Source organism: Enterobacter sp. HSTU-ASh6, from assembly GCF_026319105.1.
GTDB lineage: Bacteria > Pseudomonadota > Gammaproteobacteria > Enterobacterales > Enterobacteriaceae > Enterobacter > Enterobacter sichuanensis.
Genome location: NZ_WSPD01000002.1, coordinates 344,557 through 359,512 on the forward strand (window position 1 = coordinate 344,557; position 14,956 = coordinate 359,512).

At 59.2% G+C, this 14,956-nt stretch carries 12 protein-coding genes; all 12 read left to right on the forward strand.

The features are described from left to right. Positions 1 to 115 precede the first annotated feature (115 nt). Genes tagH through GM298_RS04065 form a run of 12 tightly spaced genes read left to right on the forward strand, consistent with a single transcriptional unit; the run spans position 116 to position 14,788 of the window. Entirely contained in the window at positions 116 to 1,876 is a 1,761-nt protein-coding gene (gene tagH / locus GM298_RS04010) for a type VI secretion system-associated FHA domain protein TagH (RefSeq protein ID WP_095441598.1), read from the forward strand. Beyond that, the gene (locus tag GM298_RS04015) at positions 1,873 to 2,670 is read left to right on the forward strand and encodes a PP2C family protein-serine/threonine phosphatase (RefSeq protein ID WP_025760036.1); all 798 of its coding nucleotides are present in this window, start codon (positions 1,873 to 1,875) and stop codon (positions 2,668 to 2,670) included. The genes tagH and GM298_RS04015 overlap by 4 nt, the downstream gene beginning before the upstream one ends. Before the next feature lie 16 nt (positions 2,671 to 2,686). Next, positions 2,687 to 3,679, forward strand: a complete 993-nt coding sequence (locus tag GM298_RS04020) for a hypothetical protein (RefSeq protein WP_208283045.1) — start codon at positions 2,687 to 2,689, stop codon at positions 3,677 to 3,679. 9 nt (positions 3,680 to 3,688) lie between these two features. Next, positions 3,689 to 4,501, forward strand: a complete 813-nt coding sequence (locus GM298_RS04025) for a type VI secretion system accessory protein TagJ (protein WP_025760035.1) — start codon at positions 3,689 to 3,691, stop codon at positions 4,499 to 4,501. After that, on the forward strand, positions 4,494 to 5,057 hold the full coding sequence (tssE, locus tag GM298_RS04030; protein ID WP_025760034.1) for a type VI secretion system baseplate subunit TssE: 564 nt from the start codon (positions 4,494 to 4,496) through the stop codon (positions 5,055 to 5,057). Before GM298_RS04025 ends, tssE begins: the two co-directional genes overlap by 8 nt. 2 nt (positions 5,058 to 5,059) lie before the next feature. Next, positions 5,060 to 6,931 carry a type VI secretion system baseplate subunit TssF gene (gene tssF, locus GM298_RS04035; RefSeq protein ID WP_262783640.1) on the forward strand — a complete coding sequence of 624 codons (1,872 nt, stop codon included), beginning with the start codon at positions 5,060 to 5,062 and terminating at the stop codon, positions 6,929 to 6,931. Next, complete coding sequence (tssG, locus tag GM298_RS04040; protein WP_266153635.1) at positions 6,928 to 7,971, forward strand: type VI secretion system baseplate subunit TssG; 1,044 nt, start codon at positions 6,928 to 6,930, stop codon at positions 7,969 to 7,971. Before tssF ends, tssG begins: the two co-directional genes overlap by 4 nt. Before the next feature lie 38 nt (positions 7,972 to 8,009). Next, the gene (gene tssH / locus GM298_RS04045) at positions 8,010 to 10,625 is read left to right on the forward strand and encodes a type VI secretion system ATPase TssH (RefSeq protein ID WP_047958903.1); all 2,616 of its coding nucleotides are present in this window, start codon (positions 8,010 to 8,012) and stop codon (positions 10,623 to 10,625) included. A 24-nt stretch (positions 10,626 to 10,649) separates the two neighbouring features. After that, complete coding sequence (locus GM298_RS04050; protein WP_266153636.1) at positions 10,650 to 12,080, forward strand: serine/threonine protein kinase; 1,431 nt, start codon at positions 10,650 to 10,652, stop codon at positions 12,078 to 12,080. A gap of 25 nt (positions 12,081 to 12,105) precedes the next feature. Beyond that, on the forward strand, positions 12,106 to 13,524 hold the full coding sequence (locus GM298_RS04055) for a hypothetical protein (protein ID WP_025760028.1): 1,419 nt from the start codon (positions 12,106 to 12,108) through the stop codon (positions 13,522 to 13,524). A gap of 35 nt (positions 13,525 to 13,559) precedes the next feature. Continuing rightward, positions 13,560 to 14,285 (forward strand): ankyrin repeat domain-containing protein, encoded by a 726-nt coding sequence (locus tag GM298_RS04060; protein WP_416347200.1) that lies wholly within the window; start codon positions 13,560 to 13,562, stop codon positions 14,283 to 14,285. A gap of 29 nt (positions 14,286 to 14,314) precedes the next feature. After that, positions 14,315 to 14,788, forward strand: a complete 474-nt coding sequence (locus tag GM298_RS04065) for a hypothetical protein (protein ID WP_255220597.1) — start codon at positions 14,315 to 14,317, stop codon at positions 14,786 to 14,788. Positions 14,789 to 14,956 lie beyond the last annotated feature (168 nt).

The window sequence follows — 14,956 nt, forward strand, 5'->3', positions numbered from 1 at the left end:
GTTTCAAATGATGCTCGATATTTAAACTGTCCTTTGCCTTAACCCCCAAACGCCGCCGTTCTCACCCCCGAGAGCGGCAGCGTTTGAGCGCTAATCATACCAGCAGGAATACGCCATGCGATTCACGATTATTTCTACGAAACCCGGTCATCAGCCGCCGCAGAGCAGCTGTGATTTTTACGCCCCGGGCGGCACCATTGGGCGCGGTACGGATAACAATCTGGTCTTGCCGGACAATGACCGCACCATCTCGCGTCTGCAGGCCATTGTTCACGTTGACGCCCAGGGCGAATGCCGCGTCACCAACCGTGGCAGCGTCACCCGCGTGGTATTAAATGACATTCCGCTGGAGCGGGGCCGTCAGGTTGAGCTGCAGGATGGCGACATTCTCGGCATTGATGACTACCGCATCGAAGTGACCGAGCTTATCCACGACACCCAGCCGGTGAGCCGCATGGCCGCCAGCATGCAGCAGCAGGCTCGTCCGACCGTTGCGCCAGCACCGGTTGCGCAGCCGAAACCGGCAAGCGCCGCACCGCGCGGTAAGGCTGAGCCAACTGCCGTGCCGTCTGAAATCTGGGACAGCCTGATGCAGGAGTTCTCTATCTCCGACAGCATCTCCCGCAACCGGACGAAACCGCAGCCTGCGGCGTCTCACGATCCCTTCTCCCAGCCCGCCGCACCGGAGCGTAACGCCGAAGATCCGCTGGCGATGTTCAATGACAGCGATCCGAAGCTTGAGCGTAAGAACGTTGATCCAGACACCTTGTTCAGCGATGAAGCGTTGTTCAAAAAAGAGAGCATCTTTGATGACGTCACCCCTTCAACCCTGGTGCCACCGGTTGAGAGCAAACCCGCGCCAGCAGAAGAGACGACGGATGAACTCGACCCGCTGGCCCTGTTTGGGGGGGCGGCCAGCGCGCCAGCCGCACGTAATGATGACCCGCTCGGGCTGATGGGTGGGGCGCCGTTAACTCATCCGGACGAGATTGCCGACCAGAAGCCGGAGCCAAAGCCGGAACCTGAGCCGGAGGAGGACGTGCTGGCCGGGTCCCCGCTGTTCGCCCCTGAACCGCAGGAAGCCCCGCGAGCTGAAGAAGCACCCCCGCGACAGGATTACGCAGGCTTCACTATGCCTACACCGCAGGCCGTTGCGCGCAGTAGCAGTCAGGCGCCTAAGGGACGGCTGCGTATCGATCCGGTCAATAACGCCGCCTCACCCGGCGCCACGGCGAACAACGGTGAGAAGGGCGAAGTGCTGCAGGGCGAGCTGCTGGAGGCGCTGCTGGAAGGTATGGGCCTGAGCGAAATGCAGCCGGTGCCGCAGTTTGACCGGGAAAACATGCGTCAGCTGGGGCAGATCCTCGGTATGTTCTCCCAGGGAACCGTGGCGCTGCTCTCCTCGCGCTCTATCCTCAAGCGTGGCGTCAAAGCCGACATGACCATGGTGCTGGACGACGCTAACAACCCGTTCAAGCTGTTGCCGACCGGGAAAACTGTCCTCATCCAGATGTTCGGTACCCCCATGCCGGGCTTTATGCCGCCGACGAAATCCGTGCGCGACGCGCTGATCGATCTGCAGGCGCACCAGCTGGGGATGATCTCCGGTATTCGCGCCATTATTGCCGCGATGCTCCAGTCCTTTAACCCGGAACAGCTGGAAGAGCAGGCGAAACAGAACGGCATGACCTCTCGCCTGGCGCTGCCGGGAAGCCGCAAAGCCGCCCTGTGGGACTATTTTGTTCGCAGTTACGGCGAGACGGCAGGTGAGATCGAGGATGACTTCCACACCCTGTTTGGCGAAGCTTTCCTTCATGCCTATGACATGGAGGTGAATCAGTACAAAGACTCACAGAGCGGATCGGAAGACAAATGAATATCGCAACGGCTTCTCTCTCCCGCCAGGGGACGCGCGCCAGTAACCAGGATCAGACGGGAGAAACCATTGGGGAACGCTCAGCCTGCTTTGTCGTCTGCGACGGCATCGCTGGCCTGCCGGGCGGGGAGGTGGCCGCTGAACTGGCCCGCAACAGCATTATCTCCCGCTTCGATGGCAACAAACACCTTAATGCGCAGCATATCCGCGACTACGTGCAGACCGCGAATCGCACCATTCTCAGCGAACAGCAGGCCGTGCAGGACTACCGCCGGATGGGCACGACGCTGGTCAGCCTGTTCATTGACCGGGATTATGGGCTGGCCTACTGGGCGCACGCCGGGGACAGCCGCCTGTACCTGTTTCGTCGCGGCTGGCTGTGGCACGTCACCACCGACCACAGCCTGGTGCAGCAGATGAAAGATGCCGGGCACCAGACCGATAACCTGAACAGCAACCTGCTGTATCTGGCGCTGGGGATTGAAAACGGTGGGCCAGAAGCGAGCTATAGCGACGTAGTGCAGGTTGAAGACGGCGATGCGTTCTTACTGTGCACCGACGGCTTCTGGCACGGCGTCAGCGAAGAGCAAATGAAGCAGTCGCTGCATATGGTCAATACGCCGCAGGAGTGGCTGACCTTAATGAACCAAATCATTCAAAAGAATGGCGAACAGGAGGGGAATGCTCAGGATAACTATACCGCCCTGGCGGTATGGATGGGCAACCCTCAGGATACAACATTGCTGCACACCCTCTCTGATGCAGCACAATTTCTTCCCTGCGGAACTGATTAGACACACAAGGAACGCTATGAAACTTTGGCTATCGGGTTTGGCACTTCTGGTGGTGACCTCCACCGCTCAGGCTGAGAATTTCCGCATCGTGCAGTCTCCTGCGCAGAAGCTGGATATCTGGATCGACAACATCAAAGACAACACCCCGCAAAGCTGGTGTAAGCCAGAGGTGGCGCTGCGTATCGTGGCGAACGGCAAGAAAGACGTCTCTGTGCTGGAAAACTTTGTCCCGCGTCTTGGCTCGCTGCTGGAGCACCAGTGCAGCAAACTCAATAAACTCAGCTGGACGCTCAACGATCCGGCGGGCACGACGCTGGCACAGGGCACGGCAGGCAAAGCGCAGGATTGGGCGCTGGTGGTGAAACAGGCGCAGGCTGCGCCCGCCGCGACCGAAACCGCTGCCAGCGGCGCATTACTCCCACCAGACCAGAATGTGGCTACCCAGACTGCGCCCGCCGACCGCACGCCGTGGCAGGAGTTTACCCTTCAGGACGGCTGCCATCTGCGCACCTTCTGGGAAGGTGGCGCATCCGCACCGGCGCTCTTCATTCCGGATTCTGAGACCACCCGCTGCGGTAATGGCAGCTGGCTGAGCGGACACACCGTTATCTCCCAGTCCCGCAACGGCGGGCAAAAAGAGATGGCCGTGACCTACATTCACGGCTTCCCGGTGACCGGGTTGAACCAAAACGCCGACCCGGAAAACGCCCTGATCACCTCCGTCAACAAAGAGCGCATGGTCTTCAGCACCTCTGACAGCGATCAGAGCTGGATGATCCTGCCTTACGATGACGCCCTGAACAGCTGGAAGAGCAACGGCACGGTGGCGGTGGAAATTTCGCGCGAAGTCGCCAGCGACGATGCAAAACTGCAGGCGCGTATCGCCGCGGTGAAAAAAACGTGGAGCGCCTGGGTTGCGCCCGGCACTCCGCTGAATATCGTGCTGATTGACACCCTGCGTCCGCAGCTGCGCGACCCGGCAGTCGGCGCATGGCGCGCGGCGAATTAAGGAATGGCTATGAATACGCTCTATCAACACCTGGCGGGTGAGTCCCTCAACGAGGCGCTGGCGCGTCTGGAGGCCGAAATCAAAGCCCGTCCGGCAGACGCCGATCTCCGCGCCGCGTTCGTGCAGTTTTTAACCCTCAGCGGCAACTGGACGCGGGCCCTGACCCAGCTGAAGAGCTGGCTGGCGTTGAAGCCTCAGGCGAAGCCCACCGTCACGCTGCTGGAGCAGGCCATTCAGGGTGAATTGCAGCGCGCGCAGGTGATGGCGGGTGCGCTGCGTCCTGCCATGCCTGAAACCCAGTGGCCGTGGCTCGCGACGCTTGCCGCAGCGCTTAACGAAAGCGACGAACGCGCCCACGCGCTGCGCCTGGAAGCCCTTGAACAGGCACAGGCGAACGCCGGTCAGTTGACCTTCGAAAACGAAGAGACGCAGGCGTTCGAATGGCTAATGGACGGCGATGCCCGTCTGGGCCCCGTCTGCGAAACCCTGGTTAACGGCCGCTATTTCTGGCTGCCGTTTAATGCTATCGCGGAGATCCGTTTCCAGGCGCCGGCCAGCGTAACTGATCTGGTCTGGCGTCATGCGCTGGTGCGTTTGACCGACGGTACGGAACAGGTGTGTCAGATCCCGGCGCGCTATCCGTTTGCGGCCGATGCCTCCGATGCGGTCAAGCTGGGGCGCACCACCGACTGGCACCCACTCGACGATGACGGCACCCTGTACGAAGGAATGGGGCAGAAGGCCTGGCTGAGCGAGCAAAGCGAAAGCCCGCTGCTGTCGTTAAGCCTCGTGACGTTTGCAACGGACGGAGCCGATGAGTAATCCCGCTGGCGAAGGCGATCTGCTGCGCAGCGGCTGGCAAGCCCGCAGCAAGCAGGAGAAGGTGGGGGCGCGCGACAAAATGCAGCCCTCGCTGCTCGATCGTCTCACCGATAACGACCCGGAGAAAAAACGCGAGCCGGCTAACAGCAACCTGATTACCCACGCCGCACTGCGTCGCAATGTGCTGCGGGATCTGCAGTGGCTGTTTAACACCATCAACCACGACGCCTCCGGCGATTTGAGCGCCTTGCCGCACGTGAGCCGCTCGGTGGTGAACTTCGGCGTTGCACCGCTGGCCGGGAAGCGCATGTCGGATATCGAATGGCATGATATTCAGCGCAAACTCACCGAGGCCATCATCAATTTTGAACCGCGTATTTTGCCGCAGGGGCTGCAGGTCCGCTGCGTGTCGGATACCTCCTCACTGGATCTGCACAACGTGCTCTCCATCGAGATAAAAGGGCGTTTGTGGTGTGTGCCGTACCCGCTGGAGTTCCTGTTTCGCACCGATGTCGATCTGGAAAACGGCCACTTTGAACTGAAAGATGCGGGGTAATCATGGAAAGTAAACTGCTCGACTATTACAACCGTGAGCTGGCTTACCTGCGCGAAATGGGGGCCGAGTTTGCCGAACGCTACCCGAAAGTCGCCGGAAGGCTGGGCATGCGCGGCATCGAAGTGGCGGATCCGTATACTGAACGCCTGATGGAAGGGTTCGCGTTTCTGACCTCCCGCGTGCAGATGAAAATGGATGCGGAGTTTCCGCGTTTCTCCCAGCGTCTGCTGGAGATGATTGCGCCGAACTACCTTGCGCCGACCCCCTCGATAGCGATTGCACAAATTGAACCTGACAGCAGCCGTGGCGATCTGAGCAACGGCTTCATTGTGCCGCGCGGCACCATGATGGACAGCCTGGCGCTGAAGAAAACCGGCGTAACCTGCAGCTACACCACGGCGCACGAGGTCAATCTGCTGCCGTTGAAAATCGACAAGGTTGAGCTGGGCGGCGTGCCGGCGGATCTGCCGCTGGCGCAGTTGGGTCTGAGCCAGCGCGGTATTAACAGCGCGTTACGCATCCGTATTGCCTGCGACGGTCCGCAAAACCTTGGTCATCTGAATTTCGACCAGCTGGCGCTTTTTCTCAGCGGTCCGGACATTGAAGCGCTGAAGCTGCTGGAGCTGGTGATGGAGCATCATGCCGGGATCGTCTGCCAGACGGTCAGCCCGCATCCGCAGCGGCAGTTGCTCCCGTCGGATGCGCTGCGCCAGGAGGGCTTTGAGCCGGATCAGGCGCTGCTCCCGGACGATCTGCGCAACTTTGACGGTTACCGTCTGCTGCAGGAGTATTTCGCCTTCCCGGCCCGTTTCCGCTTTATCAGCCTAAGCGGACTGAACTCGCTTGTGCAGCGTTGTGACAGCGAAAAAGCGTTCGATATCTTCATTCTGCTGGATAAGTCGGATGAACAGCTGGAGCGCGTGGTCGACACCAGCCATCTGGCCCTGCACTGCACTCCGGTGATCAACCTGTTCCCGAAGGTCGCGGCCCGGCAGAAGCTGAATGAAGGCCAGCATGAATATCATCTGGTGGTCGATAACATTCGCCCGCTGGATTATGAAATTTACGCGGTGAATAAAATCTACGGCAGCGCCGACGGGCAGCGCGACGACCAGACGTTTCGTCCTTTCTGGAGCACCTGGAGCGGGGACGCGGGCAACTACGGGGCCTATTTTTCACTGCGCCGGGAACAGCGCGTGCTCTCTGAACATGCCCTGCGTTACGGCACCCGTACCGGCTATATCGGTTCAGAGGTGTTTGTGTCGCTGGTTGATGAACAGCACGCGCCGTGGCAGGAGAACCTGCGCTACATCTCTGCCGAGGTGCTTTGCACCAGCCGTGATCTGCCGCTGATGCTGCAGCAGGAGCTCGGGCAGTTCATTATGGCTGACTCCATGCCGGTGAAATCCCTGACCCTGCGTAAAGGCCCGACGCCGCCGCGTCCGGCGCTGGCCGAAGGGTTCAGCACCTGGCGCCTCATCAGCCAGCTGCAGATGAACTACCTCAGCCTGATGGACAGCGATAACGAAGACGGCGCAGCCGCGCTGCGTCAGCTGTTAGGGCTGTATGCCAACCTGGCTGAGACGCCAGTTGCGCGTCAGGTGGAAGGGGTTCGACACTGCGTGCTGGAGCCGGTTCACCGCCGCGTGCCGGAGCCTGGCCCGGTCGTTTTCGCCCGCGGGATTGGCATTACCCTGACGGTAGATGAGCGGGCGTTCTCCGGTGCCAGCCCCTGGCTTTTCGGCAGCGTGCTGGAGCGTCTCTTTGCCCGGCTGGTGTCCATTAACAGCTTCACGGAATTTACCCTCAAGAGCCAGCAGCGCGGCGAGATCGGCTACTGGGCACCGCGGATGGGTAAAAGGGCACTGCTATGAGTGACGTTGCTGCCGCACCGCTGCGCGTACACCGCCTCACGCCGCTGCCGGACAGTTTCTGGCGCGGCGTTCGCGAAACGCCGTGGCGCTACGATCTGTTCCAGCTGTTAAGACGCATTGATGCCCAGGGCGGCGAGCGCTATCCGCTGGGTCGCGCGCCGCTGCCGAAATTTGAGCCACTACGCATCGGCCAGCAGCCGTCGATGAGCTTTGCGCCTTCCACGGTGGCGCAGGTGCGTCAGCGCGAAGGGAGCGGGCTGCATGAGGTGTCTATCCTCAGCTTCGGCCTGTTTGGCCCGAACGGCCCGCTACCGGTCCACATGACGGAGTACGCCCGCGAGCGTATTCATCATCATCAGGACAGCAGCCTGAGTGCCTTTGCCGATCTGTTCCATCATCGCCTGACGCTGCTGTTTTATCGCGCCTGGGCGGATGCACAGCCCGCCGTCTCCCTTGATCGCGCCGACAACAGGCGCTTTGAGAGGTATCTGGCGTCGCTGATTGGGATGGGACAGCCGGGTCAGATGAACAAAGGCAGCCTCAGCCCGCATGCCCGCTTTACCCACGCCGGGCACCTGACCCGTCACGGGCGGGATCCGGAGGGGCTGGAAAAGATCCTGCGTCATTACTTTAAGGCACCGGTCAAACTGGTGAGCAACGTCCCGCAGTGGATGCCGCTCTCCGCGCGCGAGCAGGCGCAGCTGGGAGCCGGTCGGCGCATGCCGCGCCTGGGGGAATCCGCCTTTCTGGGCATTGCGGTACGCGACGTGCAGCATAAGTTTCGCATCGAGATTGGCCCGCTGAGCGCGGAGGAGTACAACCGCTTCCTGCCGGGCGAAGCCTGGGTCACCGAACTGCGCGACTGGGTGCGCCAGTATGCCGGGGTGGAATTTGAATGGGATACACGGGTGATCCTGCGCGAAGACGCGGTGCAGGGCACCTCGCTCGGCGGTACCGGGCTATTAGGCTATAACACCTGGCTGGGTCATCAACCTCAGCCTGTCCCGCGTGGCGATCTGGTGTATCGCGCAGAGCGGTAATCCTTCCGTATACCGAATCATTGTTAATGGAAACTAACATGTCAGAAATTAGCCGTGCCGTGCTTTTCGGCAAACTGGATACGCTGTTATTTACCTCTCTGGAAAGCGCCACCGCCTTCTGCAAGCTGCGCGGCAACCCGTATGTGGAGCTGGTGCACTGGCTGCATCAGCTGATGCAGCAGCAGGATGGCGATCTGCAGCAGGTCATCCGCCACTTTGCCCTCGACGAACAGCAGCTGACGCGCGATATCGTTGCCGCGCTGGACGCCCTGCCGCGCGGAGCGAGCTCTGTTTCCGATCTCTCCGAACATATCGACAGCGCCGTGGAGCGCGCCTGGGTCTACGGCTCGCTGAAGTTTGGCGTCAGCCGTATTCGCGGCGGCCATTTGCTGATCGGCCTGCTGAAAACCTGGAATCTGGCCAACGTGCTGAAAAGCATCTCGGCGCAGTTTACCCGTCTAAACGTCGAGGTGCTGATTGAGCAGTTCGACGCCATTTGCGCCAACAGCAAAGAGACGCAGCAGGCCGCTGCCGCGGTTGACGCACCGGCGGGGGCGGTTCCGGCCGCTCAGGGGACGTTGGCCCAGTACGGCCAGGATCTGACCGCCCGCGCCCGTGAAGGGAAGATTGACCCGGTTGTCGGGCGTGATGAAGAGATCCGCCAGATGGTCGATATTCTGATGCGCCGCCGCCAGAACAACCCGCTGCTGACCGGGGAGGCCGGGGTCGGTAAAACGGCGGTGGTGGAAGGGCTGGCGCTGCGTATCGCTGACGGCGACGTACCGGAGCCGCTGCAAAATATACAGCTGTGGCTGCTGGATATCGGCATGCTGCAGGCCGGCGCGGGCATGAAGGGCGAATTTGAGGCCCGTCTGCAGGCGTTAATCAATGAAGTGCAGTCCAGCGCTACGCCGATCATTCTGTTTATCGATGAGATCCACACCCTGATTGGCGCAGGCGGCCAGCAGGGCACCGGCGACGCCGCCAACCTGCTGAAGCCTGCCCTGGCGCGCGGTCAACTGCGCACCATCGGGGCGACCACCTGGGCGGAATACAAAAAATACATCGAGAAAGATCCGGCGCTGACCCGTCGTTTCCAGACGGTGCAGGTTCATGAGCCGGACGAAGCGAAAGCCGTTCTGATGCTGCGCAGTACCGTATCGCCGCTGGAGACGCACCACCAGGTTCTGCTGCTCGACGAAGCGGTGAGCGCCGCGGTGAAGCTCTCCCATCGCTATATTCCTGCGCGTCAGCTGCCGGATAAAGCCGTTGCGCTGCTCGATACCGCCTGTGCCCGCGTCGCGGTCAGCCAGAGCGCGCCGCCGGCGCAGCTTGAAGACTGCCTGCGCCATCTTGCCGCGCTGGACGTAGAAATCGGGATTGCCGAACGCGAAGCGCGGGTGGGGGCTGGTGACGCCGGGCGCGTAACGGCCTTACGCGCAGAGCGTGACGCGTATGAGACAAAACGCGACGCCCTGGCCCAGCGCTGGGAGGAAGAGCGCAGCCTGGTGCAGGAGATTATCCGCCTGCGTGCTGCGCTGTTTGCGGCTGGCGATGAAGAGAGCGCCGGGCTGCACGACCAGCTTGCGGAGCAGCAGCAGGCGCTGAAAACCTTACAGGGTGACGAACCGCTGTTGTTCGCCGCGGTGGATGAAAACGTGGTTGCGGCAGTAGTTTCTGACTGGACCGGGATCCCGCTGGGCCGGATGGTGAAAAACGAGATCGATGCGGTGCTGAACCTTGCCGACACGCTGAACCAGCGGGTCATCGGCCAGCGTCACGGGCTGGATCTGATTGCCCGCCGGGTGAAAACCTCCCGTGCGAAGCTGGACGACCCGAACAAACCGGTGGGCGTCTTTATGCTGTGCGGCCCGTCTGGCGTCGGCAAAACGGAAACCGCGCTGGCGCTTGCGGAGTCGCTGTACGGCGGCGAGCAGAACGTCATTACCATCAATATGAGTGAATTCCAGGAAGCACACACCGTCTCTACCTTAAAAGGTGCACCGCCGGGATACGTAGGGTATGGTGAGGGCGGTGTGTTAACCGAGGCCGTGCGTCGCCGCCCATATAGCGTGGTGCTGCTGGACGAAATTGAAAAAGCGCACCCGGACGTGCATGAGATCTTCTTCCAGGTCTTCGACAAAGGCTGGATGGAAGATGGCGAAGGGCGCCATATTGATTTCCGCAACACCATTATTATTCTGACGTCTAACGTGGGCACCGAGCTGATCAGCGCCATGTGTGCTGACCCGGAGCTGATGCCGGAGCCGGAGGCGTTAAGCGGCGCGCTGCGCCAGCCGCTGCTGGAGGTGTTCCCACCGGCGCTGTTGGGCCGTCTGCTGGTGGTGCCGTATTACCCGCTCAGCGACGAGATGCTGGGGCAAATTGTTCGCCTGCAGCTCAGGCGCATCCAGCGTCGCCTGGAAGAGAATCACAACATCATTTCTGAGTTTGACGACAGCGTGGTGGAACAGATTGTTCAGCGCTGTACCGAGGTGGAGTCCGGCGGCCGCATGGTGGATGCGATCCTGACCAATACCTTGCTGCCTCAGATGAGCCAGATTTTACTTACCGCCAGCCGCAGCGACGAGCAGTTCCGACGTCTGCATGTGACCTGTGAGCAGGGCGAGTTTCACTGTCAGTTTGCCGCGTAATAATCATCAAGAGAACTGTAAAAGATGACGGATAATGATAACAATCGGACTGTCCCAAACGCGCTCCCGGTCGGGTACCGCTTCAATGAGTTTGAAATCAAAGAGGTGATCGGCGGCGGCGGTTTCGGCATCGTTTATCGCGCGTGGGATCACCAGCTCGAACGCACTATCGCTATCAAAGAATTTATGCCTTCCTCGCTCGCCGTGCGCGGCGACGACATGACCCTGGTGCTGCGCAGCGAGCGCTTTGGCAAAGCCTTTTCCGCCGGGCTGAACAGCTTTATTCAGGAGGCGCGTCTGCTGGCGCGCTTTAACCACCCGAACCTGCTGCACGTCCTGCGCTTCTGGGTGCAAAACGACACGGCCTACATGGGGACGCTGTTTTATAGCGGCACCACGCTGTCACGCCTGCGCGAAGAAAAGCCGGAGCTGATTAACGAAGCCTGGATCCGCCGTACGCTGCCGATGCTGTTTGGCGCAATCAAGACCATCCACGACGAAGGATACCTGCATCGCGACATCTCTCTGGATAATATCCAGATCCAGGATAACGGCCTGCCGGTGCTGCTCGATTTCGGCTCCGCACGCCGCACCATCGGTAACCTCTCTGATGAAACCGAAACCATGCTGCGCCCGGGCTTTGCGCCAATTGAGCAGTACACCGACGACAACGAAAGCGAGCAGGGCCCGTGGACCGACATTTACGCCCTCGGCGCCGTGCTGCGTACCCTGATCGTGGGATCGCCACCGCCGGTCAGCGTGGTGCGATCCATTCAGGACACCTGTAAGCCGCTGGTGGAAATCATGCCGCAGGGCTACTCCATTCCGCTGCTGCAGGCCATTGACCGCGCGCTGGCGCTGCACATGGAGGACCGTCCTCAGTCTATTGACGAATTCGCCGCGCTGATTGAGATGCCGGTTGCCGGTATTAACGACGTGCTGACGGCGAAAAAGCCCGGCACGATGCTGGTCCCGGTGGAAGAGGAAAAACCGGCGTCGCCACTCGACTGGCGTCGTTACAAGATCCCGGGCATGGTCGCCGCGGGCGCGCTGGTGGGCGTTGTCGCCGGCGCCATGCTGTTCAGCGGCGGCCACGATGCGCCAGAGCAGGCTGCACAGGCACCGGCAGAGACGCGTCCGACTGAAACCGCCGCAAACGCGCCAGAGGTGAAGCCAGAAACGGCGACGGTGAGCGAGCAGGCCACTGCGCCAGCGACAGCGCAACAAACGCCACCGCCTGTTGCGAGCCCGGTTGCGTTGGTCTATATCCGTATTCTCGATGGCGAAACGCTGAAGGTGAACGGCGAGCCTAAAGCGCTGCGTCCGGCAAATAACGGCTATGCGTCGCTCAAACTGCCGGCAGGTGAGACGAAGATTGAACTGCAGGGCAACGGAAGAACGCGTAGCCAGACGCTGGATATCGTTAAGCCGGGCACCTGGCTGGTGAATCCGTAAGTCAGGCCGGTACAGGACGGAGCGAATGTATAACATTAAGTTTGTCTATCTGTTCAGCGAGAACGTTGCGCCAGCGCTTTTTGCGAAAATTATCCGCCCGTCCGTCGCCGGGCAGTGGATTATGTCGGTGCCAGACCATTCGTTGCGCTCACTCTTCACGCGCTACGATTTACTGCGATCCATCACTGGCGCAAATCCCTATCAGTCCGGGCGCGATACGCGCAAGCTGATTGCACAGGATCTCGATATGGGCAGGATCGTTGCGATTGACGAGAGTTTTCGCAGCTGGTCGTCGGTAACGGAAATCTTTTACATCAATGCAAAGGGGCGGCTTCAGGCCGCCTCGCTCACCGGGCTGGGCTGGTACCCGGTAAGCAATATCGTCGATCGTTACGAAACGATGGTGCGCACCTATGGTTCCCGCCCTGCGCCAACGGAGCTGCCGACGCAGGTGGTGAAATCCAAAGCGGCGCAGGTGCCTGACCAGCCAACGCCGGGCAAAGACGGTAAAACCTATGCCTCTCAGTTGCAGAATATGACCAAAGCCGAACGCTGGCAGGCCCGTAAGGACCTGATTGCGAAGGGCAGCAACAGTCTCTATCCGGATGCGCAGATCGCGGCTAAGCGGTTAGCGGCGAATAACATTGCGGTGGAGAAGGCGAAGCTTGCGGAAAATGTTTATAAGACCGTAAACCCGCTGGAAACCACGCCGGGGGTACCGGAGGGGTGGAAGGATATCAGCAATGATGCCGCCGCGCTGAAGAAGCTTGGGCTAAACCGCAAAGCCCTTTTTGACAATACAGCCTCGCCTGATTTTCTTGCCCGCGTATATCAACCCGATCCTGAGGTGTTTGGTCGCGATATGAATCCAACGTTAGTGTTCAGAGGATCACGGCAACCTGAATTCTTCCCCATGAAAAACATGGCTGACTGGAAAAATAACGGTGCGCAAGGGCTTGGCATGGCGTCAGATTATTACAAAAGAGCGGTGGGGCTAGGCGAACAACTCTCTAAATCCGGACAACAAGTGGACATCGCGGGTCACTCGCTGGGGGGCGGATTAGCCTCTGCGACCTCGATGGCCAGCGGTATGCCGGGATGGACCTTCAACGCGGCCGGACTGCATCCTGGGACCGTAGAGAAATACGGCGGAAGTTTGTTGGGCAGTACGGAAAATATTCAGGCTTACCGGGTTGAAGGTGAACTGCTGACAAAAATTCAGGAAGTTAACCTTTGGGAAGATTTCAAAACGGTTAAAGGACACGTGCCGGCATTGATAGCCAAAGAAGAGCTTTCTGCCGTCATGCCTGACGCTGCCGGAATTGCACACGACCTTCCGGGGGGAACGGGAGGCGCTCTCGATCGCCATGGCATCGATCAGGCGATTAACTGTATTGAGCAACAGAAAGATGAAGACATCGCAATTATCGGGAGTCGCGCGTGAAATCATTGATTACTGGCTGGATAGCGCTTTGTCTAATGTTAATGGTGCAGGGGTGCAAGCAAAATATGGATTTGAAACCAGACAATTACTTCAGCGGACAGCAGCTCACCTTAGCACGCGCCATTGAGGCCGGTGAGGTGAATGAAGTTGTTAAGCTCGCTTCGCAAACCGACCTTAATACGCCCGGTAAAGAGGACATGACGCTGCTGTTTTGGGCGGTGATGAATTCAATTAACGATAAGAAAACACCGGATCAATTAAAGATTATTACCGCGCTGGTCAAATCGGGGGCAGATCCACTGCAGCCACGACCTCGGGGGGAGAGCAGTCCTGCAGAATTTGTCCTGAAAGCGGACAGCGGCGTCTGGATAAAGGCGATGCTGGAGGGCGGATTACCGCCGGATGCGAAGGACAAAACGTTTGGGGAACCGATTATCTTCGAAACCCTCGAAGCAAAAAACACCGATACGCTCCAGGCGATGTTCGATGGCGGAGCAGATATCAATATCACCAACTCACTGGGTAATACGTTGCTGATCGCCGCGCTGGATTTTCACTCTTACGACCATGTCCTGCTTTTGCTGGAGCGTGGCGCAAACGCTGAGATCAAGGCGGATAATGGCTGGACAATGGCCAACCAGCTGCAGCGTTATCTGAACCGGGCGAAAGAGGGCAGTGACGAATATCAAAAACTGACTGAAATTAAGGACGCGCTTATTCAGCATGGTGGTAAATGGCCTCCCGCGCCGGTGAGTCAGTGATGTCGTTAAACCGTGAGCTTCCTTAAGCAATGATGACTGTTAAAAAGCAGGTTTTCATTTTCTGGGGAACGATGGATGCGCTGGCTGTTGCGATCTACTGTGCGCAGTCTGTACGCCATGACAGAGTCCCCTTTGTATCCGATATCTTCTCCTTCATTGCGACAGGAAACGGGCCTTCTGGTGGTGGGTATAGCGTTCTGCTGCTGTTCTTTATTCTCGATTTCCTGTTGCTGTTGTCGCTTTTTGCCTCAGCATGGTGCTTTCTGACAGGGAAGCCTTTTGCGAGCAAACTGGCGCTCTGCCAGGAAGTTTTCCGCCTGATCTCTTTCCGGTGTTCGGTGACCCTTTTTCCGCTGTTGTTGAACCTCACGGGGGCCCAGAACGTCTGGCTGAATAGTGTTTTGTTTATATTCTCAGAGTTTCTTAAGATCTACTCCCTGTGGATATATCAATATGAACAAGACAATGAATCTTTGAAAAGGCAAAAGCGGTATCGAAATTAAGCAGACGGTGACTTGTGCATATCCCAAAACGTCTTGTCAAAAATCTCGTCTTTGTTGATACATTTATTTAGCATAAAACATTACGGAATATCGATTATGCTCAACCGAATTACCGTCCAGCTCCCGGTCGAGGGGCTGCTCTTCTGGAAACTCTCCGGCCGCGAGGCG